General features: G+C 31.2%; 27 protein-coding genes. 25 read left to right on the forward strand and 2 right to left on the reverse strand.

Features of this window, described 5'->3' with window-relative positions:
- Positions 1–35 precede the first annotated feature (35 nt).
- Entirely contained in the window at positions 36–557 is a 522-nt protein-coding gene (locus RYO54_RS12010) for an ECF transporter S component (protein WP_315118958.1), read from the forward strand.
- Positions 550–1,149 (forward strand): class I SAM-dependent methyltransferase, encoded by a 600-nt coding sequence (locus tag RYO54_RS12015; protein WP_315118961.1) that lies wholly within the window; start codon positions 550–552, stop codon positions 1,147–1,149. Before RYO54_RS12010 ends, RYO54_RS12015 begins: the two co-directional genes overlap by 8 nt.
- Positions 1,150–1,169: 20 nt before the next feature.
- Here RYO54_RS12015 and RYO54_RS12020 read toward each other — a convergent pair whose 3' ends face one another.
- A complete protein-coding gene (locus tag RYO54_RS12020; RefSeq protein ID WP_315118963.1) occupies positions 1,170–1,583 on the reverse strand; it encodes a DUF3842 family protein in 414 nt (137 codons plus the stop codon).
- 172 nt (positions 1,584–1,755) lie between these two features.
- Here RYO54_RS12020 and RYO54_RS12025 point away from each other — a divergent pair, with 172 nt between their 5' ends.
- A complete protein-coding gene (locus tag RYO54_RS12025; RefSeq protein WP_315118965.1) occupies positions 1,756–2,577 on the forward strand; it encodes a YihY/virulence factor BrkB family protein in 822 nt (273 codons plus the stop codon).
- Positions 2,578–2,674: 97 nt separating this feature from the next.
- Here the strand turns inward: RYO54_RS12025 and RYO54_RS12030 are convergent, their stop codons facing one another.
- A complete protein-coding gene (locus RYO54_RS12030) occupies positions 2,675–3,862 on the reverse strand; it encodes an FAD-dependent oxidoreductase (RefSeq protein WP_315118968.1) in 1,188 nt (395 codons plus the stop codon).
- Between the two features lie 222 nt (positions 3,863–4,084).
- Here RYO54_RS12030 and RYO54_RS12035 point away from each other — a divergent pair, with 222 nt between their 5' ends.
- The 22 genes from RYO54_RS12035 to RYO54_RS12140 all read left to right on the forward strand — a co-directional run bounded on the left by RYO54_RS12035 (position 4,085) and on the right by RYO54_RS12140 (position 26,612).
- Complete coding sequence (locus RYO54_RS12035; RefSeq protein WP_315118970.1) at positions 4,085–5,383, forward strand: Na+/H+ antiporter NhaC family protein; 1,299 nt, start codon at positions 4,085–4,087, stop codon at positions 5,381–5,383.
- Positions 5,384–5,462: 79 nt separating this feature from the next.
- Positions 5,463–5,939 (forward strand): small multi-drug export protein, encoded by a 477-nt coding sequence (locus RYO54_RS12040; protein ID WP_315118972.1) that lies wholly within the window; start codon positions 5,463–5,465, stop codon positions 5,937–5,939.
- Between the two features lie 257 nt (positions 5,940–6,196).
- The gene (locus RYO54_RS12045; protein ID WP_315118975.1) at positions 6,197–6,550 is read left to right on the forward strand and encodes a DUF6514 family protein; all 354 of its coding nucleotides are present in this window, start codon (positions 6,197–6,199) and stop codon (positions 6,548–6,550) included.
- A gap of 72 nt (positions 6,551–6,622) precedes the next feature.
- On the forward strand, positions 6,623–6,997 hold the full coding sequence (gene acpS, locus RYO54_RS12050) for a holo-ACP synthase (protein WP_315118976.1): 375 nt from the start codon (positions 6,623–6,625) through the stop codon (positions 6,995–6,997).
- Positions 6,998–8,500, forward strand: a complete 1,503-nt coding sequence (locus RYO54_RS12055; protein ID WP_315118977.1) for an NAD(P)H-hydrate dehydratase — start codon at positions 6,998–7,000, stop codon at positions 8,498–8,500.
- A 61-nt stretch (positions 8,501–8,561) separates the two neighbouring features.
- On the forward strand, positions 8,562–9,167 hold the full coding sequence (locus tag RYO54_RS12060; protein WP_315118980.1) for a germination lipoprotein GerS-related protein: 606 nt from the start codon (positions 8,562–8,564) through the stop codon (positions 9,165–9,167).
- Positions 9,168–9,185: 18 nt separating this feature from the next.
- Complete coding sequence (gene alr / locus RYO54_RS12065; protein ID WP_315118982.1) at positions 9,186–10,346, forward strand: alanine racemase; 1,161 nt, start codon at positions 9,186–9,188, stop codon at positions 10,344–10,346.
- Positions 10,347–10,455: 109 nt separating this feature from the next.
- Positions 10,456–10,776 carry a CopG family transcriptional regulator gene (locus RYO54_RS12070; RefSeq protein ID WP_315118985.1) on the forward strand — a complete coding sequence of 107 codons (321 nt, stop codon included), beginning with the start codon at positions 10,456–10,458 and terminating at the stop codon, positions 10,774–10,776.
- Complete coding sequence (locus RYO54_RS12075) at positions 10,736–11,089, forward strand: type II toxin-antitoxin system PemK/MazF family toxin (protein WP_315118988.1); 354 nt, start codon at positions 10,736–10,738, stop codon at positions 11,087–11,089. The genes RYO54_RS12070 and RYO54_RS12075 overlap by 41 nt, the downstream gene beginning before the upstream one ends.
- Before the next feature lie 64 nt (positions 11,090–11,153).
- Positions 11,154–11,978, forward strand: coding sequence for a transketolase (locus RYO54_RS12080; protein ID WP_315118991.1), 825 nt, complete (start codon positions 11,154–11,156; stop codon positions 11,976–11,978).
- Complete coding sequence (locus RYO54_RS12085) at positions 11,978–12,919, forward strand: transketolase family protein (protein WP_315118994.1); 942 nt, start codon at positions 11,978–11,980, stop codon at positions 12,917–12,919. The genes RYO54_RS12080 and RYO54_RS12085 overlap by 1 nt, the downstream gene beginning before the upstream one ends.
- A gap of 77 nt (positions 12,920–12,996) precedes the next feature.
- Positions 12,997–13,344 (forward strand): hypothetical protein, encoded by a 348-nt coding sequence (locus RYO54_RS12090; RefSeq protein ID WP_315118995.1) that lies wholly within the window; start codon positions 12,997–12,999, stop codon positions 13,342–13,344.
- Positions 13,345–13,370: 26 nt separating this feature from the next.
- Positions 13,371–14,225 carry a YitT family protein gene (locus tag RYO54_RS12095; RefSeq protein WP_315118997.1) on the forward strand — a complete coding sequence of 285 codons (855 nt, stop codon included), beginning with the start codon at positions 13,371–13,373 and terminating at the stop codon, positions 14,223–14,225.
- Between the two features lie 185 nt (positions 14,226–14,410).
- Positions 14,411–15,097 carry a cell division ATP-binding protein FtsE gene (ftsE, locus tag RYO54_RS12100; RefSeq protein ID WP_315119000.1) on the forward strand — a complete coding sequence of 229 codons (687 nt, stop codon included), beginning with the start codon at positions 14,411–14,413 and terminating at the stop codon, positions 15,095–15,097.
- The gene (gene ftsX, locus RYO54_RS12105) at positions 15,087–15,977 is read left to right on the forward strand and encodes a permease-like cell division protein FtsX (RefSeq protein ID WP_315119003.1); all 891 of its coding nucleotides are present in this window, start codon (positions 15,087–15,089) and stop codon (positions 15,975–15,977) included. The genes ftsE and ftsX overlap by 11 nt, the downstream gene beginning before the upstream one ends.
- A gap of 120 nt (positions 15,978–16,097) precedes the next feature.
- A complete protein-coding gene (locus RYO54_RS12110) occupies positions 16,098–17,309 on the forward strand; it encodes a S41 family peptidase (RefSeq protein ID WP_315119006.1) in 1,212 nt (403 codons plus the stop codon).
- Between the two features lie 3 nt (positions 17,310–17,312).
- A complete protein-coding gene (locus RYO54_RS12115) occupies positions 17,313–18,605 on the forward strand; it encodes a PDZ domain-containing protein (RefSeq protein ID WP_315119009.1) in 1,293 nt (430 codons plus the stop codon).
- A gap of 3 nt (positions 18,606–18,608) precedes the next feature.
- Positions 18,609–20,603: an excinuclease ABC subunit UvrB gene (gene uvrB, locus RYO54_RS12120; RefSeq protein ID WP_315119012.1), complete on the forward strand. Its 1,995-nt coding sequence runs from the start codon at positions 18,609–18,611 to the stop codon at positions 20,601–20,603.
- A gap of 23 nt (positions 20,604–20,626) precedes the next feature.
- Positions 20,627–23,449: an excinuclease ABC subunit UvrA gene (uvrA, locus tag RYO54_RS12125; protein ID WP_315119015.1), complete on the forward strand. Its 2,823-nt coding sequence runs from the start codon at positions 20,627–20,629 to the stop codon at positions 23,447–23,449.
- Between the two features lie 75 nt (positions 23,450–23,524).
- Positions 23,525–23,953 carry an FHA domain-containing protein gene (locus RYO54_RS12130; RefSeq protein ID WP_315119017.1) on the forward strand — a complete coding sequence of 143 codons (429 nt, stop codon included), beginning with the start codon at positions 23,525–23,527 and terminating at the stop codon, positions 23,951–23,953.
- Positions 23,950–25,182 (forward strand): FtsW/RodA/SpoVE family cell cycle protein, encoded by a 1,233-nt coding sequence (locus tag RYO54_RS12135; protein WP_399549440.1) that lies wholly within the window; start codon positions 23,950–23,952, stop codon positions 25,180–25,182. Before RYO54_RS12130 ends, RYO54_RS12135 begins: the two co-directional genes overlap by 4 nt.
- The gene (locus tag RYO54_RS12140; RefSeq protein ID WP_315119021.1) at positions 25,182–26,612 is read left to right on the forward strand and encodes a penicillin-binding protein 2; all 1,431 of its coding nucleotides are present in this window, start codon (positions 25,182–25,184) and stop codon (positions 26,610–26,612) included. The genes RYO54_RS12135 and RYO54_RS12140 overlap by 1 nt, the downstream gene beginning before the upstream one ends.
- Positions 26,613–26,615 lie beyond the last annotated feature (3 nt).

Genomic DNA, 26,615 nt, shown 5'->3' on the forward strand with positions numbered 1-26,615 from the left:
TCCCTACCTTTTTTATTTTTAAGGAGGGTTTTGTTATGAATACTAAATCTTTAGTAAAGGGAAGTGTATTTTTAGCTTTAGGTATAATTATACCTTACATATTCCATACAACTGGTATTCCAGGAACAATATTTCTACCTATGCATATATCAGTTTTACTATGTGGATTTATCCTAGGAAAAAAATATGGACTAGCAATTGGATTTATTACGCCTTTTTTAAATTCATTAATATCAGGAATGCCGCCAATATATCCTGTAGCTATAGCGATGGCTTTTGAATTAGCTACTTATGGATTTTTAGCTGGATACCTTTTTAAGGAAAAAAATTATAATATGTATGTGTCATTAATCTCTGCTATGCTTATAGGAAGAGTTGTTTCGGGCATTTCAAATTATCTCTTATTAACTTTAGGAGGAAAACCTTATGCCTTAGCAATGTTTTTAGGAGGTTCCTTTATTAAACCTATTTGGGGAATACTAATTCAATTAGTTTTAATTCCAGTTATAGTAAATGGAATAGAGAAAAATAATAGGATGGTAAACATAAATGAATGATAGGGAGTTTTTTAATAATTTAGCGAGCAAATGGGATGAAATATGTAATCATGATGATAAAAAATTAAGAGAAATAATGAAATTATCTAAGATGAGAGAAAATTCTAAGGTTTTAGATGTTGGAACGGGTACTGGTGTATTAGTAAAATATTTATTAGAATATTCACCCATAGCTATAAAGGCAGTAGATTTGTCTGAAAACATGATAGAGGTGGCAAGGAATAAATATAATAATGATAATGTAGAATTTATAGTGAAGGATATTATGGATTTCCAAGAAGGAAATTTCAATTATATATTTCTATATTCAGTGTATCCTCATTTTATGGATAAAGATGAATTATTTGGCCATCTCTATAAATTATTGAAGGTTGATGGAAAAATTGTAATAGCTCACTCAGAAAGCAAGGAGAAAATAAACAACATTCATAAAAAAAGTGATACGGTAAAAGAGCATATGCTTCCAGCAGTAGAAGTTACATCTAATATTATGAGTAAATATTTTAAAGTTGAAGAAGCTATAGATAATGAAAATATGTACTATATTTCTGGTATTAAAATTAAAGGTGGAGAGTTGAAAGTTGAGAGCTGAGAACAACTCTCCTCTCTCTATTATATATGAGATTTTATATCCTCAACTATTTCATTAATTATTTCCTTAATTTGTAGATTCCTTGTGCCTGGTATATAAATACCATGTTTTTGCAATGGAAGAAGATATTTTGTACATTCTATTTGAAAAATTATATTAGATATTTTAGAGGTAATTTCTCCGTTTATTCCACCGGTACAAATAATTCCGATTGGACCTATTAAGCAATCTATATCTTCATTGCTTAGATAATCACATATATTGTCTTCTCCATAGAGTCCTATATCAGCTCCACTTTTAACCATATTGTCCATGGCTAAACTGCTTGTACCAAGGGCGGTGATATGTATATATGGGTGTATATCTTTTTTTAATTTTTTTACTATAGCTTTTCCTAATCCAGCTCCTTGTCCATCAATTACAGCAACTCTCATCAATACTACCTCCTAATAGCTAAAGTATTATTCTTAGATAATTATATAAGATTTTTACAGTATATGCATAATAATTTGTGTAGATTTTCCTAAATACCCTTTTTATATTATAATTATATGCTTCCTTTATAGTATAATAATTATAAGTAAATGTTTGGGAGAGTGAATATTATTGTTTAAAAAGATAGTAATTAACGCAAAATCATTAATAAAAAGAATATTAGATGATGAGGTTCCCGCATTAGCTTCTCAGCTATCCTATAGTCTTTTATTATCTTTTTTTCCTTTTTTAATATTTTTAATTACTTTAATAGGGTATGCCCCTGTAGATAGTGAATTTATTTTAATTGAAATGGGCAAGGTGCTTCCGACTACTGCCTATGAGTTAGTTCACTCCACCATAAATGAAATATTTAATACTAGAAATACAAATTTAATGTCCTTTAGTATTATTTTTACTATATGGACTGCATCTAGTGGATTTAGAAGTGTTATAAAAGGTATTAATAAAGCCTATGATGAAGAAGAAAAGAGATCTTTATTAAGAGTTTCCATCCTCTCTATTATAAGTACCTTAGGGTTAGGATTTTTGATAATTATAACAATGTTACTATTAGTTTTTGGCCAAGTGTTAGGTGCTTTTCTAATATATAAGCTTGGACTGAGTAAATTTTATAATTCTATATGGAATATAATTAGATATTCTATAATTTTGGTTTCTATGATATTTATATTTGCTTTAATTTATAGATATACACCTAGCAGAAAATTAAGCTGGAAAGAAGTGATACCTGGGGCTATATTTACTACATTAGGATGGATAATAACTTCTTTTGGATTTGCTTTTTATGTGAATAATTTTGCTAATTATTCCAGGCTATACGGCAGTATTGGAGCGGTGATAATATTATTAACTTGGTTGTACATAACTTCAATAATAATAATAATTGGTGGAGAGATTAATGCCCTCATTGCTTTTGATAGAAGTAAATAATATTTAATTATTGAAAGTAAAACTTTTAAAAAGAAGAAAGGATAGTAGCTTACATAAACCCAAGTACTATCCCTTACTTTTTTAAAGAAGAGAATATTTATATCAAGTGATTCTTAGCTTCAGATAAAACCTGTTCTTTTGTGTATTCTTTTTTAATCCAATTATTTATTTTAGATGAAAGAGTTATATTCCCTAAAAGCATTGCCCCACATAATTTATTATCTTTAAAAAAGTATTTATAATAAGTTCCTTTTTCGGGATTTTCATACGAAAATTGTTCAAAATTATCATTGCAGGTACCACAGGAAAACACTCTAGCATTCATTGAAGTAAATGCAAGGGTTGGGACAAAATCTTCAAATACTTCATTTCCACCAGTAGCATTTTCACCTGCTACTTTACCCATTTTTACAGCCGCAGGCCAGGTACCATAAATTCTACCATTTAGCTCTGCTACATCTCCACAAGCATATACATCCTTTATATTAGTTTCCATTTTATCATTTACAATTACACCATTATTTGTTGAAATACATGATTTTGAAGCCAACTCCTTATTAGGTCTAATGCCTACGGAGAACAATAGAAGATCCGCATCTAAAATTTTATTACTTTTAAGTTTAGCGCCTGTAATTTTCCCATCTCCCATAATCTCTTGAAGAGAGTCACCTAAGATAAATTCTACACCGCTTTTTTCAACAGAACTTTTAAATAATTCAGAACCTCTTTCGTCCAGCTGTTTTGGTAATAATCTTTCAAAGAATTCTACTACTGTGACTTTTAGTCCGGATTTTTGTAAATCCCAAGCAGCTTCAAGACCTAAAAGTCCTCCACCTATAACGATTGCTTTTTTACAATCTTTAGCATAAGATTTTATTTCCTCCGCATCACAAAGAGATTTTAACGAGAAAACACCTTTCTTATCTTTGTCAGGTATTGGGGGAATAAAATTATGACTTCCATTTGCCAGTATTAGCTTATTATAAAAAATAAATTCTTCATCTTCAAAAACTATCTTTTTATTTTCTGTATCAATAAATTCTACAGATCTCCCAAGCATAAGATCAATATTATTTTCTTTGTACCAGTTTTCTTTAGCTAAGTAAAAGGTATCTTCTAATCTATCTTTAGATAAATATGATGAAAGTGATGGTCTGTAATAGCTAATTTCTTTTTCTGTAGATATAATAGTTATACTACAGTTTTTGTTTTTTTCTCTTACTCTATCTGCAGCGTAAAATCCTGCAGCTCCATTTCCGATTATAATATAGCTTTCTTTATTCATAATTTAACACCTCTTTATATTAATTGGCATCTATATATAATTTTAATCTATTCCATCAAATTACACAATTGATTGATTATGGATTAAATCATGCCCTGGTGATATATTGACGTAATATTATTTATTATGCTAAAATAACGAAGTGCTTCTTGTATTTTGTGCAAGAAGTTTTTTATTATGTAGAAGAATATAGAAATATTAACTATTTATGGAGGGGAATAAATGAAAGAAAGTAAAGGTAATGCAATAGCCTTGTTACCACTGATATTATTTATAGTATTATATTTATCAATTTCACTAGTATATAAGGACTTTTATGCTATGCCTGTTAGTGTTCCATTTTTAATTTCAGGCATCACCGCATTAATGATTAATAGAAAAGAGAGCATATCGAAGAAATTAGAAGTGTTTTGTAAAGGTGCAGGAGATGAAAATATTATACTTATGTGTGTAATATTTATTTTAGCAGGTGCCTTTGCACAAGTGGCAAAAGATATTGGTGCAGTAGAATCTACTGTAAACCTAGGACTTTCGATTTTACCTAGCAATTTATTGGTATCAGGAATATTTATAATTGCTTGTTTTATATCATTATCTATAGGAACTTCAGTAGGTACAATTGTAGCTTTATCTCCAATGGCTATTGGAATAAGTGATAAGACTGGAATTTCTTTAGCTTTGATTTTGGGTGCGGTAGTTGGAGGAGCTATGTTTGGAGATAATTTATCTATGATATCGGATACCACAATAGCTGCGGCAAAAACACAGGGATGTGATTTAAAAGATAAGTTTAAAACTAATTTTTTTATAGTACTACCAGCAGCGATAATTACAGCTATTATATTTGCAATAATTACAGCAGGAAATAACGTTGTTGCAACTTCAAGTGAAAGTTTTAGCATAATTAAAGTTTTACCCTATTTATCTGTATTGATAGCTGCACTAATGGGTGTTAATGTAATTATGGTTTTAGTAGGCGGAATAACTTTTTCAGGAATTATTGGACTAGTAACTGGAGAGATGACTTTTATTGGGATACTTCAATCTATGGCTAAAGGGATTAATGGGATGTCAGAACTTGTGATTATATCTCTTATAATCGGTGGTACTGTTGAAGTAATTAAGTATAATGGAGGAATAGATTATCTATTAGGTTTTATTAATAAAAAGGTTAAGTCAAAACGAGGTGCTGAATTTGGAATAGCCTTACTTGTGTCAATTGTAGATATATGTACAGCAAATAATACTATAGCAATAGTAATGGCAGGACCTTTAGCTAAGAACATATCTACCGAATATGGGATAGAACCACGAAGATCAGCTAGTATATTGGATACATTCTCTTGTTTTTGTCAAGGAATAATACCATATGGGGCCCAATTATTAGCAGCAGCAAGTTTGGCAAATATATCTCCTATTTTAATAATGAGATATTTATACTATCCATATTTGATGGGAATATCTGCAATTATAGTTATTATATTAGGAGTCAATAAAATTAATATTAGGTCGAAAGCTTAAAGACCTTATTAATTTAAATTTATATTTATATTGAAAGTAGTTAAAATATGTTATTATAATGTATTAAGGGGAAACCTTAATGTTTATTGGATATAAGGAGAGAAAAATGGACAATCTTATAGTGTTTTTTATGTCAGCAGTACCTATTATAGAACAAAGAGGAGCTATACCATATGGAATATTTGTAGCTAATATGGATCCGTCCCTAGCATTTTTGATTAGCTTTTTAGGAAGCTTACTTCCAGTGCCGTTTATATTATTATTATTCAATGTAATTTTTAAATGGATGAAAAAATATAAATTTTTTGATCCTCTAAATAATATAATAGAAAATAAAATAAGAAAAAATACTGGCAAAATGGAAAAATATAAGGAGATAGGCCTTATTGCGTTTATTGCAATACCATTACCTACTACAGGTTTATGGACAGGAAGTGCCATAGCGGCATTTTTAGGATTAGATTTTAAAAAATCTTTTCTATGTGCAGCTTTAGGTGGAATAATATCTGCAACATTAATAACTTTAGGATGTGTAATTTTCCCGAATATGTTTTAATTAAAAGTAAAAACATATACAAATTAATATTAAAAAAATATGGACAAAATATTCTGAATTCGACAAGAAATATTAGATGTATTTCCACATAATAGAAAATAACCTGCATAATATTATTTTTTAAAATATTTGAAAGGTTTTAATGTCAAATTGTTGACATAACTTATTTTACTTGCTTTTCAAGATGTGACAACTTTTTTTATTTTATAATGTTAGTATTATATAAAAGATGTTCTACACATTTTGGGGGGTTAGTTATGGTAATAGTGGAAAGTATGATGAGAAGTGTTAAGACTGATGAAATGGAGCGTAGTTATCATTATAGAATGCTAAAGAGTAATATAAGTCTAGATTATTCTAATCAATCAGTTGAAGTTCAGGCTTATGGAATAGAAGTTGAAAGACAGGATATTAAAGATGGAAAAGTAATAAATATTGAAAGAAATTATGTGAGAGGGATTAGCCCTCAAAGACATAAAGTACATAAGCTTTTAAAACTTCTTTATGACAACAGTGTGTCGCCAATTCATTTAATAGATATTTTGGGAGATTATATAGACGAATATATAGTAGACTTTGATAAGGAACTAATGGATATAGCAATGAATTAAAATTTTTTAATAGAGGTGAAAACCTCTATTTTCTTTATATAATAAATATATATATGTAGAGAGGTGAGGGTTTTGATTATAGGAATTGGTACTGATATTATCGAAATAGAAAGAATAAAAACAGCTATTGAAAGAAATTCTAAGTTTTTAGAAAAGATATTTACAGAAAAAGAAAGAGAATATTTTAAATCAGTAGGTTTTAGGATAAATAGTATAGCAGGTAACTTTGCTGGAAAAGAAGCAGTATCAAAAGCCTTAGGGACTGGATTTAGAAATTTTTCTATGAAAGACATTGAAATATTAAGGGATGAATTGGGAAAACCAATAGTTAACTTGTATGGTAATGCAGGAAAAATGGTAATTGAAAATAAAAATTATAATTTGCATATAAGTATATCCCATAGTAGAGAAAATGCCATAGCTTATGCTGTTCTGGAGGTGTGTTGATTGAAAATAGGTACTTCTGAAATCATAAAAAATATAGATAAATATTGCATAGAAAATATGGGGATTCCAGGGATTGTTCTAATGGAAAATGCCGCTATTAAGGTTATAAAAAATATTCCTCTAGAAAAATTCAATAATTTTGTAGTAGTTTGCGGAAGAGGTAACAATGGTGGAGATGGTTTTGCAGTATGCAGGCATCTATATAGTTTAGGAAAAAAAGTAGATGTATTTTTAATAGGTGAAGAAAAAAATATGAGTAAGGATTGCTATATAAACTACTCAATTCTTAAAAATATGGGACTAAAAATACATACTATTAGCAATATAGAAGATATAAATGATTTAAGAGAAACATTAAAAAGAAGTCATATGACTATTGATAGTATATTTGGAACCGGATTAAATAATAAAGTTAAGGATATATATTCTACTGTAATATCAGTAATGAACGAAAATAGTTCTTACATATTATCTATTGACATACCATCAGGATTGGATAGTAATAATGGTAATGTATTAGGCAATTGTATAAGGGCCAATAAAACTGTGACTTTTCAGCTATATAAAAGAGGATTTTTAAATTATGAAATTCATAATTTACTTGGTGAAGTAATAGTTGAGGATATAGGTATACCTGAACATATTGAAGATAAGTTTCACCAAAAAGAATTCATATTAGATGAAGATATGATAAAGAATAAAATAGCCATAAGAGATAGACATTCTCACAAGGGTGATTATGGGAGAGTTGCAATCGTTGCAGGAACTAAAGGGTATACAGGAGCGGCCTATATATGCACAGAGGGAGCAGTAAGAAGTGGAGCAGGTTTAGTTACACTATGCACCAGAGAAAATATTTTACAAAGTTTAACTTCTAAGGTTTCTGAAGCTATGTTAATTTCAATTGAAGATGAAGAAGAGTTTAATAAGATAATTAGGAAAAGTAATAGTATAGCTATAGGGCCAGGGATGGGGAATAGTGATGATACCTTTAAGATATTATCAAATGTCATGGGAAATGCAGATTGTCCCGTAGTAATAGATGCAGACGGACTAAATGTGCTAAAGAATAATATGAACATACTCAAAGAGAAAAAAAGCAATTTAATATTAACTCCTCATTTAGGTGAAATGTCTAGACTTGTGGATAAACCTATAGATTATATAAAGAAAAACAGGATAGAAATAGCTAAAGATTTTGCTGAAAAATATGGAGTAGTATTGCTATTAAAGGGATATCATACCTTTATTACAGATGGGGAAAGCCTTATAGTGAACTCAACAGGCAACAGTGCAATGGCTTCAGGGGGAATGGGGGATTGCCTTACGGGTATTATAGCTTCCTTATTAGCACAAGGATATAACCCACTTAGAGCAGCAGCATTAGGTGCATATATTCATGGTTATTGTGGAGATGCGCTTTCAAAGAAAATGTTTTGCGTAAATGCTAGTCATATACTCAAATATCTGCCTTATGGAATGAAAGAAATTCAAAATTTATAGAATAAATGAATAACAGGGATAGTATTAATAATATAAACTGAATTTTATGGGGAGGAAAATAATGAAGAAGTGGTTGTGGATAATTCCTGTTATTATTTTTATAGTTTCTATTCCTTTGCTATTTTATAGTAAAGTTTCACATAAAGAAGAAAAAGCCATAGATTATATTAAAAATTTAAAGAGCTATAGCTGTGAGAGTAATATAATATTAGTAAATGATAAACAAGCTGTAGAGTATAATTGTAAACAGTATTATGATAGGAAAATCGGCGGAAGAATAGAGATAGGCGATAGTAGAGTCATTATATATAAAGACAATAAGGCATATGTTAGCGATTTAAAATCAAATATGAAGTATACTGTAGATAGAGATTTTGATATAATATTTAATATCAGTATGGTTAGTGAATATATAAAATTAATGTATACTAATGAAGAAATTAAGATATCTTCTAAAAGTATAGAGGGAATTGAATATACTATAGTGGAACTTCATATGCCATATATGAATAGAAATTTAGTTAAAGGCAGAGTTTATTTAAATAAAGACAATTATTTGCCGGAAAGATTAGAAATACTAGATAGTGGCAATAGGATTAAAGTAAGGGTCAATTATAAAAACTTTATTCCTAATGAAGATATGGATCAAAGTTTATTTAATTTATAGTTAAAGAAGGTGAAAGACTTGTTTAGGCACTTAAGACCTGTATGGGTAGAAGTAAATTTGGATAATTTGTCTCACAATATGAATGAAATTAAAAGAATTTCAAAGAGTAAAGAAATAATAGCAGCAGTAAAGGCTGATGCTTATGGTCATGGTGCATTAGATATTGTATCTACTTTATTACGAAATGGAGCTACAAGGCTTGCTGTAGCTGTTGTTAATGAAGCTGTGGAGTTAAGAAGAGGAGGGGTAACCTGTCCTATAATGATACTGGGTTTTACTCCTGATAGGCTAATAGAAAGCCTTTTAAGATACGATATTGAACAAACGGTATACAATTATGATTTAGCTGAAAGAATAAGCAGTATGGCAGTTGAAAACAACAAAATTGCAAAGATTCATATAGCACTTGACACAGGTATGGGTAGAATAGGATTTAAATGTGATTTAGATGGAATAGAGCAGGTATATAAAATAAGCAAATTGCCAAATATAATACTTGAAGGTTTATTTTCACATTTTTCCTCAGCAGATGAAGAGGATAAGAGTTATACAAACATGCAGTTTGAAAAGTTTAACTGGTTTTATAATAGTCTAAAAGAAAAAGGTGTTAATGTAAATATAAGACATATTGCTAATAGCGCAGCAATTATAGATTTGCCAGAAACACATTTAGAGGCTATAAGGCCTGGAATAATAATGTTTGGATATTACCCTTCGGAGGAGATAAATAAAGAGAAAATCAAATTAAAGCCTGTTATGTCATTGAAAACTAATATAGTGCATATAAAGAAAATGGATGCAGGAGAATATATAAGCTATGGTAGAGCTTTTAAAACTGAAAGAAAGAGTGTTATAGCTACATTACCAGTAGGTTATGCAGATGGATACACTAGATCCTTGTTCGGCAAAGCTAAAGTTATAGTAAATGGCAAATATGCCCCTGTAATTGGGAAAATATGCATGGATCAATGTATGATAGATATAACAGAGGTTCCTAATGTTAATATAGGTGATGAAGTTATACTAATGGGAGAAGGGGAAGGTCTAAATATTAATGCAGAACAAATAGCAGAGGAAATAGGAACTATAAATTATGAGGTAATATGTATGATTAGTAAAAGAGTTCCTAGGGTATACTTAAAAAATAATGAGATAGTAAAAATAAGGAACTATGTATAAGCTGGATAAAAAATGAAAAACTAAAATTGTTTTGACATTGTATTAAATAAAGGATTATAATTGTTTTGTACATATCTATGCATAGGTTAATAGGAGGTATTAAAATTCAATGTCAAGCTCAAAGAGATTAGTTGTAAACCTCTCAGAAACACTAAATAATGAATTTAATGATGCACTAAAAGAAGATTCTAAAAAAAGAAGTGAATTTATAAGGGAAGCTATAATATTATATATAGAAGAGAAAAAACAATATAGAGAAATAGAACAAATGAAAAAAGGTTATATAGATATGGCCAATATAAATTTGGAAATTGCAGAGATGGGCTTTGCAAGTGACGCTAATGAATTAAAAGAATATGAAGCGAAGCTTTCGGGGTGTGATTTGTCCGATGACGACGATAGTGAAAAGAGGAGATATATTTTATGCTGATTTGAGCCCTGTGGTTGGATCAGAGCAAGGGGGCGTACGGCCTGTTATAATTATACAAAATGATGTTGGAAATAAATATAGTCCAACTGTAATTGTAGCAGCGATTACTTCACAGATAAATAAAGCAAAACTACCTACACATGTAGAAATATCCTCTGAAGAATATGGATTAAATAAAGATTCAGTTGTTTTGCTTGAGCAGATACGAACCCTGGATAAAAGAAGATTGAAAGAAAAAATTGGACACATGACTGATGAAGATATGATAAAAGTTGATGATTCACTTTTAATAAGTATTGGGTTAAAACAATGAGGGCTTTTTAAGCCCTTACTTTTATGTAATAATATAGATATATTTTAAAACAGGAGGGTAAAAGATGAGTAGAAGTTTAGAAGAACTTAAAGGCGTAGCTAAGGAAATTAGAAAAGACATCGTAACTATGCTTACAGAGTCTCGTTCAGGACATCCAGGAGGCTCTTTATCAGCAGTTGAAATTTTAACTACTTTATATTTTAGAGAAATGAATATTAACCCAGAAGATCCAAGGGATTTAAATAGGGACAGATTTGTACTTTCCAAAGGACATGGAGCTCCAGTTTTATATAGTACTTTAGCTAGAAGAGGATTTTTTAATATAGATGAATTAAGTACTTTGAGAAAAATTGGATCAATTTTACAGGGACACCCTAATATGAAAGAAACTCCAGGAGTGGATATGTCTACTGGATCTTTAGGACAGGGAATTTCTGCTGCTGTAGGAATGGCATTGGCAGGAAGATTAGATAAAAAAGGTTATAGAGTGTATACACTACTTGGAGATGGAGAATTAGAAGAAGGTCAAGTGTGGGAAGCATCTATGTCCGCTGCACACTATAAATTAGGCAATTTAACTGCATTTATTGACTATAATGGTCTGCAGATAGATGGTCCATGTAAGGAAGTAATGTCACCAGAGCCAATTGCGGATAAGTTTGTGGCTTTTGGATGGAATGTAATAAGTATCGATGGACATAGCTTTGAAGAAATTATAAATGCTATTGAAGAAGCTAGAAAAGTAGAAGATAAGCCAACAGCAATTGTATGTAGAACAATTAAAGGTAAAGGAGTCTCCTTTATGGAAAACGAAGCTGGATGGCATGGAACAACTCCTAATTTAGAACAATGTGATAAGGCATTAAAAGAAATAGGAGGGGAAGAATAATGGCAGTTAAAATAGCTACAAGAGAAGCTTATGGTAAAGCTCTAGCAGAGCTTGGAAAAGAAAATGAAAAGATAGTAGTTTTAGATGCGGATTTATCTAAATCAACTAAAACAGCAGATTTCAAAAAAGTGTGCCCAGAAAGATTTTTTAATATGGGAATAGCTGAGGGGAATATGATGGCTGTAGCAGCAGGGATGTCAACTTGTGACAAAATACCTTTTGTAAGTACCTTTGCTATATTTGCTACTGGAAGGGCTTTTGAGCAAATTAGAAATTCAATATGTTATCCAAAACTTAACGTTAAAGTATGTGCAACTCACGCAGGATTAACAGTAGGAGAGGATGGAGCATCTCATCAGTCGGTAGAAGATATTTCTTTAATGAGAAGCATACCAAATATGATAGTAATCTCACCTTCAGATGGAGTAGAAACTGAAGCTGCTATAAAAGCTGTAGCAGAATATGATGGACCTTGTTATGTAAGACTTGGTAGATCAGCTGTACCAGTTATAAACGATTTTGAAGGATATAAATTCGAAATAGGTAAAGCTGTAAAACATAGAGAAGGAAAAGAAGCCACTATAATTGCAACAGGAATAATGGTAGATGCTGCTTTAGAAGCTTATAACATATTAGCTGAAGAAGGTATAAAAGTTAGGGTTTTAAATATGCATACTATAAAGCCTATAGATAAGGATGCTATAATTGATGCAGTAAGAGAAACGGGAGTAATTATAACCGCTGAAGAACATAGCATAATTGGAGGATTAGGTTCTGCAGTATGTGAAGTTGCAAGTGAATATAGTCCTGCACCAGTGGTAAGAGTAGGAGTAAAAGATACTTTTGGAGAAAGTGGAAAACCTGAAGAATTATTAAAAGCTTATGGATTAACAGCTGAAGATATTGTTAAAGCAGTTAAAAAGGGATTGAGCTTGAAGTAGTTACTATAATAGATTGCTTTAGAAGAAAAACTTCTAAAGCAATTTGTTATATTAAGATTATGAGAGTGAGGAATACTATGAAAGATTATATAAAGGATATACTATATAGTATTAAGATAGCTTCATTTATATTTTTAGGTGGATTTATATTAGGTGGAGTTATAACTTTAATGGTTACCAAAGGAAATGTTTTAAATTCCATTCTTTGGGGAGGTAGGGTTGCACAATATATATCTTTTTTAGGGTTATTTACAGCAGCTATATCCTTTACTAATGAGAACTCCATGAGGCCTTTAAACTATGATAGGGAATGGAGGACCTATTATAGTAAATTTAATTTAACCTTTGCTATATTTTTCATTTCATTGTTTATTCTAATATTTTCAATAATAATTCAAGATTTCATGTGGTATTCTATTAATTAATTCTAAGAAAAAAGAAGGGTGTTATTATGAAAAAATTTAGAGAGTATTTTCTTATCACTCTAGGTGTATTTATGGTTGCCTTGTCAACAAATTTATTATTAGCTCCAAATAAAATAGCAGCAGGTGGAGTAATAGGTATATCTATAATTGTTAATAATATTTTTCCGTTTTTAAGCATTGGACTTATATCATTAATTCTGAATGGAATACTTTTTATGGTTGCTTTTACTTTCATAGGTAGCAAGTTTGGTGGAAAAACTATTTACGCTAGTTTAAGTTTATCAGGATTTATATGGTTATTGGAAAATGTACTAAAAAGCACGGAGCCATTAACTGATAATTTATTTTTAGCTTTTGCTTTTGGTACTATAATATCTGGCATTGGTATGGGAATTACGTTTAATCAAAATGCTTCTACAGGTGGTACCGATATAATTGCTAAAATTGCTAGCAAATTTATGAATATACCTATCGGAAAATCACTTCTTGCTGTAGATTTCATAATAACAGTTTTTTCAGCAATTTCTTTCGGTATAGAAATAGGTATGTATTCATTGTTAAGTGTTCTATTCAATGGATTTGTAATTGATTTTATGATTGAAGGGCTAAACATATGCAAACAAATTATGATAATAAGTGATAAATGTGAAGAAATAAGCAAGTTTATAATAGATGAACTGGAGAGAGGATGTACATTTATCAATGGAATAGGAGCGTACACCCATAAAGAAACCTATATTTTATATACTGTACTTAGCAGGAGAGAATTTATTAGATTAAAAGAATATATAAAAGAAGTGGATGAAAAAGCATTCATAACTGTTGGAGACGTTCACGAAGTATTAGGTGAAGGATTTAAAGATATAGCTGGAGAAGAATAGAAAAAACTAGAATACAAAAAAGAGTTAAGTACTTAACTCTTTTTTTGTAGTTCAAATTATTTTTTGCATTTTTTGCATTTTATTTCTATAATTTATTTATACAAAAATAGACGTTTATTGTGTTATAATAACAATAATGAAATTTGTCTCACTAATTTTGTAAAAAAAAGAGGAGCGATTAACATATGATTGAATTTAAAAATGTAAGTAAGATATATGATGGTAACGTAGCGGCTCTATCTAATATAACTTTAACTATTGAAAAAGGAGAGTTTGTATTTTTGGTTGGTCCTAGTGGAGCAGGTAAGTCAACTTTTATAAAAGCATTGCTTAAAGAGGTAGAACCAACTAATGGAAGCATCTTTATAAATGATGTTAATATCGGTGAACTTAAGAGAAAAGATGTACCTTATTACAGAAGAAAAATAGGTATGGTATTCCAAGATTTTAGGCTTATACCTACACTGAATGTTTATGAGAATGTTGCTTTTGCTATGAGGGTTATAGAGATGCCCTTAAAAGAAATAAGAAAAAGAGTACCCGCTGTCCTATCCATGGTTGGACTATCTTCAAAGCAGAAAGTCTTTCCGGATCAACTATCAGGAGGGGAGCAACAAAGAGTTGCATTAGCAAGAGCTATTGTTAATAATCCCTCTCTACTAATTGCGGACGAGCCTACAGGAAACCTTGATCCAGAGACTGCTGCAGAGATAATGGATATACTCAATGATATTAACCATGCAGGGACCACTATACTTATGGCTACCCACGCTAAAGATATAGTTAACTCAATGAGAAAGAGAGTAATTGCCATAGAAAAAGGCGTTATAGTAAGAGATGAACAGAGAGGTGCATACGAATATGAAGATTAACACATTTAAAAACTTTATAGGAGATGCTTTTAAGAGTTTGAAGAGAAATAGGACAATAAGCTTAGCATCTGCTGCTACAGTAGCTGCAACCTTATTTATATTAGGAGTTTTTCTACTAGCTGCTTTAGATGTGCAGCAAGTTATAAAAGATGTAGAATCTAAGGTGGAAATTAAAGTATTTTTAAATAATGATATAACCATAGGAGAAGAAAAGGAACTAAAAGCGAAGATTGAGGGCATAGAGGAAATAACAGAAGTAAAGTATGAAAATAAAGAAGAAGCTATGAAGAAATTTAAAGAACAACTAGGTGAAGATAATGCTTCATTAGTAGATGGATTAGAAAAAGAAAATCCCCTTCCAAATTCCTATATTATTAAGGTAAAAGCACCAGAGGCAGTTACAAAGGTTGTAGATGAAATAAAGGATATGGAAGGCATACAGGAAATTAGAGAGGGAAGAAAAATAGTAGATACCATTATAAAAATTACTAATACTATAAAATGGATAGGCATAGCTTTGTTTATAGTGTTGATTGGAGTTTCATTATTCTTGATTGGGAACACAATAAAACTAACTGTTTATTCAAGAAGAAAAGAAATAAGTATAATGAAATTTATAGGCGCTACAGACTGGTTTATAAGATGGCCTTTTATCATTGAAGGAATGATTATTGGATTGGGCGGTTCGATTATTGGATGTGTAATGTTATATTATGCTTATACATTCCTTTATAATAAAATAAATGCAACTATGTTTATGATAAAATTTATAGAACCTTTCTTTGTTGTACAAACCATGTCTTGGCAATTTATAATTTTAGGAATGATTATAGGAGCTTTGGGAAGTATATTATCCATAAGGAAATTCCTTGCAGTTTAAAAATAAAATTTTAGAAAATAATATATTTAACACCCTACTTTGTAAGGTAGGGTGTTAAATGTTATAATTATTTATTATGTGCATATACTTAAGTAGTTTTTATTATTAGGAGTGTGAGAGATGAATAAGAAGAAGTGGATAGGATGGACTGTTGCGGCAGTAATATTTACCAATGCTCTAACTTTTATAGGCCTTACTACATTCCCATTATTATTACCTAATGGAAAGGTAATAGTGAATAAACAAGATTTTAATAGACTGGAACAGTTTTATAGACTGTTGGTTGTAAATGAAATTATACATGAGAGATATGTTGGTGAAATAGAGAACTCTCATTTACAAGAGGGTGCTATTAAGGGATTGGCGGCATCATTGAAAGATCCTTATACAGTTTACATGAATAAAGAGGAATACAAAGAATTCAATGAACATTCGGCAGGCAACTATAGTGGCGTTGGGCTAGTAGTTCAAGCTAAAGAAGATAAAATTAAGATTATAGATGTGTTTGAAGGCTCACCGGCTATAAAAGCTGGAATAATGGCAGGGGACGAAATACAGAAGGTAGAAGGAACAAATGTAGATGCTAGTGACCTTGATAAGGCTGTTAGAATGATGAAAGGGGAAGAGGGTACTGAAGTAACTATAACCCTTTATAGAGAAGGAAAAGGAAGTTTTGATGTTAAATTAAAGAGAGCAAAAGTAAATATATCTATGGCAAAAGGTGATATGTTATCCGATGGTGTAGGATATTTGCAGCTTTCTGGCTTTGATGAAGATTCAGCAAAAACCTTTAAAAAAGAATTAGATAAGTTAAAAGGAAATGGAATGAAAGGATTAGTTCTTGATTTAAGAGATAATCCAGGAGGATACCTAGACGAGTGTGTAGATATTGTTTCAAATTTTGTTCCTAAAGGAGAAGTTGTAGTTTCCACTATAGATAAATACGGTAGTAAAAAGGAATATAAGTCTAAGGGAGGAAATTACATAGGATTACCTCTTGTAGTGCTTACAAATGAAAACTCCGCCAGCGCATCGGAAATTTTTGCAGGAGCAATAAGAGATTATAGCGCAGGTACTCTTATTGGAGAAAAAACCTATGGAAAAGGAGTAGTGCAGACTATATTCGAAACAGGTGAGGGAACTGCACTAAAGGTTACTATATCTAAGTATTATACACCAAAAGGTGAAGATATAAATAAAAAAGGAATAGTTCCTAATGTTGAAGTTAAATATCCAGAGGAGTTAATGAAGAAACCTTATGAGAGAGAAAATGATCCTCAATTTAAAAAAGCTTTAGAAGTAGTTAAAGAAAAAATTGGAGAGGGGAAATAAGTGATGAATATTGCGCTTTATACCCTAAAAACTATTTCTTATGCTTTAACAAGTCCCTATTCTATGTTGTTTTTACTTATACTAGGAATTTATTTATATAGACAAAACAGGAAAACATCGCTGATGCAAAAAATGGTTATAGGGGAGCAAATAAACTCCCCTTTTGAATTGACTATTTCTCAGATTGTAATGGGGATCTTTGCAGGGGTATTAGGGAGTTTACTTATGTCCTATTTAGGACTAATGTTTTTTCAAAATTCTGTTATAGAAATTTTATTTTTGACTTCTATATTTTTGATGATGATTAATCCAAGGTTTATCTGTTTCTCTTACTCTGGAGCTATTTTAGGAGGAATAAGCATTCTTAATTCTCTTATAATTGCAAATGGCGGTAAAGGAATGGATGTCTTTAAATTTGACATTACTTCTTTAATGTCTATGATAGCAATACTTCACTTTGTTGAAGGGCTTTTAATTATATTGGATGGAAGCAGAGGAGCTATACCTGTCTTTGCAAAAATGAAAGATAAAATAGCGGGTGGATTTGCGCTAAAAAGGTATTGGCCGCTGCCAATTGCTATATTTATCATACTGAATACTTCTACCATAGCCATTGCAGGAAATGGCATGCCAATGCCAGAGTGGTGGCCAATTATAAAGACTACTATATCAAAGGATCTTTTAAAAAATGCTATGGTAGCATTAGCGCCCTTTTATGCCATTTTAGGATATAATAGTGTAACTTTTTCAAAGAGCAAAGAAAAGAAAGCACTAACTTCTGGCTTGTATGTGATGTTATATAGCATAATATTATTCGCTTTAGCTCAATTAGCTTCTATAAATATAATCTTTCAAGTGTTTATAGTAATATTTGCTCCATTGGCCCATGAAGCTTTAATAAAACTTCAAAGATTTTCTGAAGAAAATGGAGAACCCAAATATGTAAGCGAAGAAGGGATGAAAATATTATATGTATCTTCTTATTCGCCAGCAGCCTCTATGAATATAAAAAGTGGTGATAGTTTAATAGAGATAAATGGAGAACCCATAGAAAGCGAAGATGATATTTTAAATATGTTGAAAGAAACCACAGGAGATTTGCTTTTTAAGATAAAGAAAGAAAGCGGAAAAATAAAAGAAATATTATATGGAAGAGAAAATAGGGGTAGTATGTTAGGGATTGTATTTGTTCCTAAATACATACGAAAAGATAGGGTTGTAGTAAAATTCAACAACGAGGATTTTTCGGATGTGCTGAACAACATTAGAAATAAAAATAAAGATGGTGATGAATAGTATATGGGAGAACTTAGAATTCACTCCAAATTTAAACCCACAGGAGATCAACCTAAGGCTATTGACAGTTTAGTTCAAGGAATAAATAGGGGAGAAAAATTTCAGACTCTTTTAGGGGTTACTGGGTCTGGTAAAACTTTTACAATGGCAAATATAATAGAGAGGGTGCAAAAACCTACTCTTATTCTAGCCCATAATAAAACATTAGCGGCACAGTTATGTTCAGAATTTAGAGAATTCTTTCCAGAAAATTGTGTTGAGTACTTTGTCTCATATTACGATTATTATCAACCTGAGGCATATCTACCTCAGACGGATACTTATATTGAAAAGGATGCATCAATAAATGATGAAATAGATAAACTTAGACACTCAGCAACATCGGCATTGCTTGAAAGAAGAGATGTAATTATTGTAGCTTCTGTTTCTTGTATTTATGGATTAGGTAATCCTGATGAATATAAAAATCTTACTATATCTCTTCGAGAAGGTATGATAAAAGATAGAGATGAGATATTAAAAAAACTTGTAGAAATACAATACGAAAGAAATGAAATTAATTTTGTTAGAGGTACATTCAGAGTGAGAGGAGATGTATTAGATATATTTCCTGCTGCTTCTACAAATAAAGGTATAAGGGTTCAGTTTTTTGGAGATGAAATTGAGAAAATAAAGGAATTTGACGTGCTGACAGGTGACACCATTGGAGTGAGAAAACATGTATCTATATTTCCAGCCTCTCACTTTGCTACTTCAATGGATAGGCTTCAATTAGCAATTGGAAAAATAGAAGGGGAACTAGAAGAAAGAGTAAAGGAATTGGTGGCTGCTGATAAATTATTAGAAGCTCAAAGGCTTAAACAAAGAACTAATTTTGATATAGAAATGATGAGGGAAATGGGATATTGCAGTGGAATAGAAAACTACTCTAGAATATTAGATGGTAGGGCAGCAGGATCTCCTCCTCAGACTTTAATAGATTATTTCCCAGAGGATTTTTTATTTTTTATAGATGAGAGTCACGTTACTCTCCCACAGGTAAGAGGAATGTATGCTGGGGACAGATCAAGAAAAGACACTTTAGTGGGTTATGGATTTAGATTACCTTCTGCATATGATAATAGACCATTACAGTTTCATGAATTTGAGAATAAATTGAATCAAGTTGTTTTTGTTAGTGCCACTCCTGGGAACTATGAACTAGAGAATTCCTCTAATATAGCAGAGCAAATTATAAGGCCGACGGGACTATTGGATCCAGAAATCGTATTAAAACCTGTAAAGGGTCAAATTGATGATTTGTATTCAAGAATTATAGAAACTATAGACAAAGGATATAGGGTTTTGGTTACAACTTTGACCAAGAAGATGGCGGAGGATTTAACTCAATATTTTAAAGAAATGAATATTAAGACAAACTATCTACATTCTGATATAGATACCATTGAAAGAATGAAAATAATAAGGGATTTAAGAAAGGGAGAATTTGATGTATTAGTGGGAATTAACCTATTAAGAGAGGGATTAGATATACCAGAGGTAGCTTTGGTAGCAATACTAGATGCGGATAAAGAAGGATTCTTAAGGTCGGATAGATCCCTTATTCAGATAATAGGAAGGGCAGCTAGAAACTCAGAAAGTAAGGTAGTAATGTATGGGGATAAAATAACTCCTTCTATGGATAGAGCTATTAAGGAAACAACTAGAAGAAGAGGCATACAAACGCAATATAATGAGGAGCATAACATTACTCCTACAACAATAATCAAAGATATTAGAGAAGTTATTGAGGCTACAAAAGTTGGGGAAGAAAGCGTTGAATATGATAGTTTAGAAGACGCAATAAAGGCTAATAATGATAATATAGAAGAGCTTATTAAGCAGTATGAGGTTGACATGAAAACAGCTGCCAAGGATTTGCAGTTTGAAAGGGCGGCAAAATTAAGGGATTTAGTACTGGAATTAAAAAAGAAGTTGAAAAAATCTAAAGGAAAATAGAGGAGTGTGTAAATTTTACGTTTATGATAAATAAAATTGTTATAAAAGGAGCAAAGGTAAATAATTTAAAGAATGTAGATTTAGAAATACCTAGAGATAAATTTGTGGTGTTCACAGGTCTATCTGGGTCGGGAAAATCATCATTAGCTTTTGACACACTATATGCAGAGGGACAAAGAAGATATGTAGAATCCCTATCCGCTTATGCTAGACAATTTTTAGGACAGATGGATAAACCAGACGTAGAATATATCGAAGGATTATCTCCAGCTATATCAATAGATCAAAAGACTACGGGAAGAAATCCTCGTTCTACAGTAGGAACTGTTACTGAAATATATGACTATTTAAGATTGCTTTATGCCAGAATAGGAATTCCACATTGTCCTAAATGTGGTAAGGAAATAAAGCAACAGACAGTAGATCAGATGGTAGATAAAATATTAGAATTACCGGAGAGAACTAGAATACAGATATTATCTCCAATAATAAGTGGAAGAAAAGGAGAACACACAAAGGTAATTGAAAACATTAAAAAAAATGGATATATAAGAGCTAGAATAGATGGAGCTACAGTAGATTTAGAAGATGAAGAAATAAAATTAGAAAAGAATAAAAAGCATACTATCGAAGCGGTTATAGACAGATTGATAATTAAAGATGACATAAAAAGTAGACTGTCTGACTCCATAGAAACAGCGTTAAAACTATCAGAGGGTATTGTGGTTATTAACGTATTGGATGGAGAAGATATGCTATTTAGTGAAAATTTTGCTTGTGTAGAATGCGGCATAAGTATAGGAGAGATAGCTCCAAGATTATTTTCATTTAACTCTCCTTTTGGTAAATGTGATCATTGTGATGGATTAGGAACTCTTTTAGAAATAGATGAAGACTTAGTCATTCCAGATAGAAGTAAGAGTATAATGGAAGGTGCTGTATTGCCATGGGGAAATGGATCCTTAAAAGAGGATTCATGGACGTATAGTATACTAACAGCTCTATCAAAGGAATATAATTTTACCTTAGATGCTCCTATAAAGGATTTAGAACCTAAGATAGTAGATATTTTACTTTATGGATTAAAAGGAGATAGAATTAAGGTAAAATACGAAAAAGAAAATAGGATTTCAGAATTTAACCATGCATACGAAGGGGTTATAAATAATTTGAAGAGAAGATATTTTGAAACAAATTCAGATTATATAAAAGAAGAAGTGGAATCCTATATGAGCAATAATCCGTGTCCAAAATGTGGTGGAGCTAGACTAAAACCGGAAGCTTTAGCTGCAACAGTAGGAGATAAGAATATATATGAATTTTGCGCTTTGTCTATCAAGGAGGAATTAAAATTCATTAATAGCGTTAAACTCTCCGAAAAAGAACAAATAATAAGTAATCAAGTACTGAAGGAAATAAAGAGTAGGTTAAATTTTTTAATAGATGTAGGATTAGACTATTTAAATCTATCCAGAACAGCAGGAACTCTTTCTGGAGGAGAAGCTCAGAGAATTAGACTAGCTACTCAAATAGGCTCAAGCTTAGTAGGGGTTTTATATATACTAGATGAGCCAAGTATAGGACTTCATCAAAGGGATAATGATAGATTAATTGCTACTTTAAAGCATTTAAAAAGCTTAGGAAATACTTTAATAGTAGTAGAGCATGATGAAGATACTATAAGAGAGGCGGATTTTATAGTGGATATTGGCCCAGGAGCAGGAGAACATGGTGGAGAAGTAATAGCAGCTGGTCCTTTAGAGGAAGTTATTAATAATGAAAGGTCTATTACAGGGCAATATCTAAGTGGAAGAAAAAGAATTGAGATTCCAAAGGAAAGAAGAAAGTGTAATGGAAATTGGATTACTATAAAAGGAGCTAGGGAAAATAATTTAAAGAAAGTAGATGCTAAATTTCCTTTAGGAGTATTTACTTCCGTTACAGGGGTATCCGGTTCCGGGAAAAGTACCTTAGTTAACGAAATACTATATAAGGGATTAAACAAAAAATTAAATGGATCAAAGGATAACCCAGGTATGCACAAGGATATTTTGGGTGTAGAGAATATAGATAAGATAATTAATATTGATCAGAGCCCTATAGGTAGAACACCGAGATCAAATCCTGCCACCTACACAGGAGTGTTTGATATAATAAGAGATGTTTTTTCAAATACTTCAGAATCTAAAATAAGAGGATATAAACCAGGAAGATTTAGCTTCAATGTTAAAGGTGGAAGATGTGAAGCTTGTAAGGGTGACGGTATAATAAAAATAGAAATGCAATTTCTGTCAGATGTTTATGTTCCTTGTGAAGTATGTAAAGGTAAAAGGTATAATAGAGAAACACTAGAGGTAAAATATAAAGGAAAAAATATTGACAATATATTAAATATGACTGTGGAAGAAGCTTTAGAGTTTTTTGAGAATATACCTAGAATTAAAAATAAACTTCAAACTCTAATGGATGTAGGTCTTGGATATATAAGGTTGGGTCAGCCTTCTACTCAGTTATCTGGAGGAGAAGCCCAAAGAATTAAACTAGCTTACGAATTATCCAAAAGAAGCACAGGCAAAACTCTTTATATTCTCGATGAACCAACTACTGGCCTTCATATAGACGATGTGAATAGACTTATTTCTATATTGCATAGATTGGTAGATAGTGGAAATTCTATAGTGGTTATAGAACATAACTTAGATGTGATAAAGTGTGCTGATTATATAATTGACTTAGGACCTGAAGGAGGAGATAAGGGGGGCACTATAATAGCTTATGGCACCCCAGAAGAAGTAAGTGATAATGTAAATTCTTACACAGGACATTACCTAAAAAAGATGTTATAATTTAATGTAGACTAGCATACAAACTATGCTAGTCTTTTCAATACATATCAATCCTAAAGTAAAGAAGGTGTTTCTATGTTAATGGATAAAATAAGTTATGCATTTACCATATTCATTATAGCCATAATATATTTAATAATATGGACTTCTTTAAAGATAATGAATAAGGATATGAAATCAACTGGAAGAAAAAATTCAGTTGGTAAGAATGCAGGGTTTGAGATAATTGAACCAGGAAATAGTTCTAATTTGAAAAAGGGTGGAGTTATTCCAATAAAAAGTGAAATAACCATAGGAAGAAAAGAAGGAAATACCTTCATATTAGATGATCCTTATATATCTTCATTCCATGCTAGAGTATATATTAAAAATGATGATTATATAATTGAAGATTTGGATAGTACCAATGGGATACTTATAAATGGAGTTAGAATAGAAGAAAGAACTAGACTAAAAACTGGTGATATAATTAAGATTGGTAATACAATATTAAAATTTATATGATAAGGGTAGGAGGTTTAGATATTTTGCGTAGATTTAGAGAAGAAATTAAACTACTCCTTTATACATTTTTATTGTGTATTGCTGGATTTTTAAATTTAGCAATGTTAAAAGAACCCTTTGACAAAGGTGCTATAATTATGGCTATAATTATATGTGTTTTAGTAGGATACTCCTACTTTGTGGTGAGGAAGTTCTTTCCAAGGGGAGATAAATATATATTTATATATTCCAGTATATTGGCTGTTATAGGTTTAATTGTGTTGTATAGAATAGATACTTCTGATGCCATAAAACAAATAATATGGTTTTCAATAGGAGTAATTTCGTTTATATTCATTGTGGTATTATTGCCTGATTTGAAAAGATATAGCGGCTATAAGTATGTTTATATGGGAGCTACTATTTTTCTTATGTCATTAGGTACACTTTTTGGAAAGGAAGTATTCGGAGCAAAAAACTGGATATCCATAGGAGGAATTTCCTTTCAACCTTCGGAGTTTGGTAAATTGTTTTTAGTAGCATATCTGGCTTCAGCTCTTAAGGACTATGAAAATTTTAAAGATTTAATTGAACCAGCGGTTATAGTTGCAATATCTTTAGGCTTTATGGTGCTTCAAAGAGATTTGGGAAGTGCCCTTATATTTTTCGGTATATCCGTAACTATGCTTTATATAACCACTTCTAAAATAAAATATGTAATTACATGTTTAGTGCTTTTTTTAGGAGGAGGATATATAAGTTATCTATTATTTGATCACGTAAGATTAAGATTTCTAATATGGCAAAATCCTTGGCCTTATGCTACAGACAAGAGCTACCAAGTAGTTCAATCTATGTTAGCTATAGCAACGGGAGGATTAACAGGAGTAGGTTTAGGAAACGGGTACCCTAAATATATTCCTGTTAATACTACGGATTTTATATTTTCAGTAATATGCGAGGAATTAGGCATACTCACTGGATTTGCCTTAGTGCTTTTAAATTTTTTATTATTCTATAGGTGCATGAGAGCAGCTATTTATGCAGAGGATAAGTTTTCACAACTTGTTACGGTGGGTTTAAGTTCCATGATAGCTTGTCAGGTATTGGTTATTGTAGGTGGAGTAATGAACGCCATACCACTAACAGGAATTACGTTACCATTAGTAAGTTATGGAGGTAGCTCCATGTTGAGCACTTTCTTTGCACTTGGGGTAATTCAAAAAGTATCAGAAGAGGGTAGATATTAATGAAAAATATTTCGAATAATATTAAAAAAGTTACAATGGTTTTTCTAGTATGTTTTATAGCTCTTATATCATATATAACATACTTTGAAATAATTGTTGCTCCTAAAATTGTAGGGAGTCAATATAATCAAAGAAGAATATGGGCTAAGAAAAATGAGGTTTTAAGAGGAAGCATATTTGATAGAAATATGAAGGTTTTAGCTAAAAGTACTAGAGTAGATAAAGACCATCAAAAAAGAGAATATACTGAAGGGGCAATGTTTGCTCATCCTATAGGATATATAGATATCAGCTACGGACTTTCAGGAATAGAAAGAAGATATGATAAAGAATTATCTAGCGTAAGCATAAAAGATACCATATTTAAATTAATTGATATAAATAAAAATGATAAGGAAAAGTACGGAAGCAGTATTAAGACAACTTTGGATTATAACCTTCAAAAGTTAGGGTGGGATTTGTTAGGAGATAGAAAAGGATCTATAGTAGCAATGGACCCTAAGAGTGGCGAAATATTAGCACTTATTTCTAAACCTTCATTTAACCCTAACAACTTAGAAAGCACGTGGAAAGATATCGTAAATGATAAAAATAATCCGTTATTAAATAGAGCTACTTCAGGATTATATCCTCCAGGTTCTATATTTAAAGTGGTAACTGCGGTGAGTGCTCTTGAGAACATTACAGATGTGAATAATAGAGTTTTTGAGGACAGAGGTGTTTTGGTATTTAATCCAAAAGAGTCCTTAAGAAATTATAATGGCGTAGTGTTAGGAGATATAAACTTGAAAGAAGCTACGGTTAACTCAAGTAATGTAGTTTATGGTACATTAGGAATGGAGCTTGGCAATGACAAGCTAAAAAGTATAGCGGAAAAATTTTATTTTAATAAAAATATTCCTAGCGATGGGATAGTAATAGAAAATAGTAAATTTCCATCTATAAAGGATTATGAGGTAGGAAATTTAGCTCAAAGTGCTATAGGACAGTCATCTATACTTGCAACACCAATTCAGATGGCATTAGTTGCTAGTGCTATAGCCAATGATGGCGTTATGATGAAACCACATGTAGTTAAAGAAGTTTTAAATAACAAAGGAGACGTATTAGAAAAAATTAAGATGGACTCCATTGGAAAGGTTACTTCAAAAGAAAATGCATCAATAATTAAAGATCATATGAAGGCAGTAGTGGAAAGAGGTACAGGAAAAGCAGCAGGAGTATATGGAATAGATGTGTGTGGTAAAACTGGTACGGCGGAACATTCAACAGGAGGAAGCAATAAAGAGCCTCATTCTTGGTTTATAGGCTTTGCTCCTCATGATAACCCACAGATAGCTATAGCTGTTATAGTGGAAGAAGGCGGAGTAGGTGGTGGAATTGCATCAAGCATCGCCTCATCTATGTTCAAAGAGGCATTAGTTAAATAATTT

This window comes from uncultured Clostridium sp. (assembly GCF_963515715.1).
GTDB lineage: Bacteria > Bacillota > Clostridia > Clostridiales > Clostridiaceae > Clostridium_AW.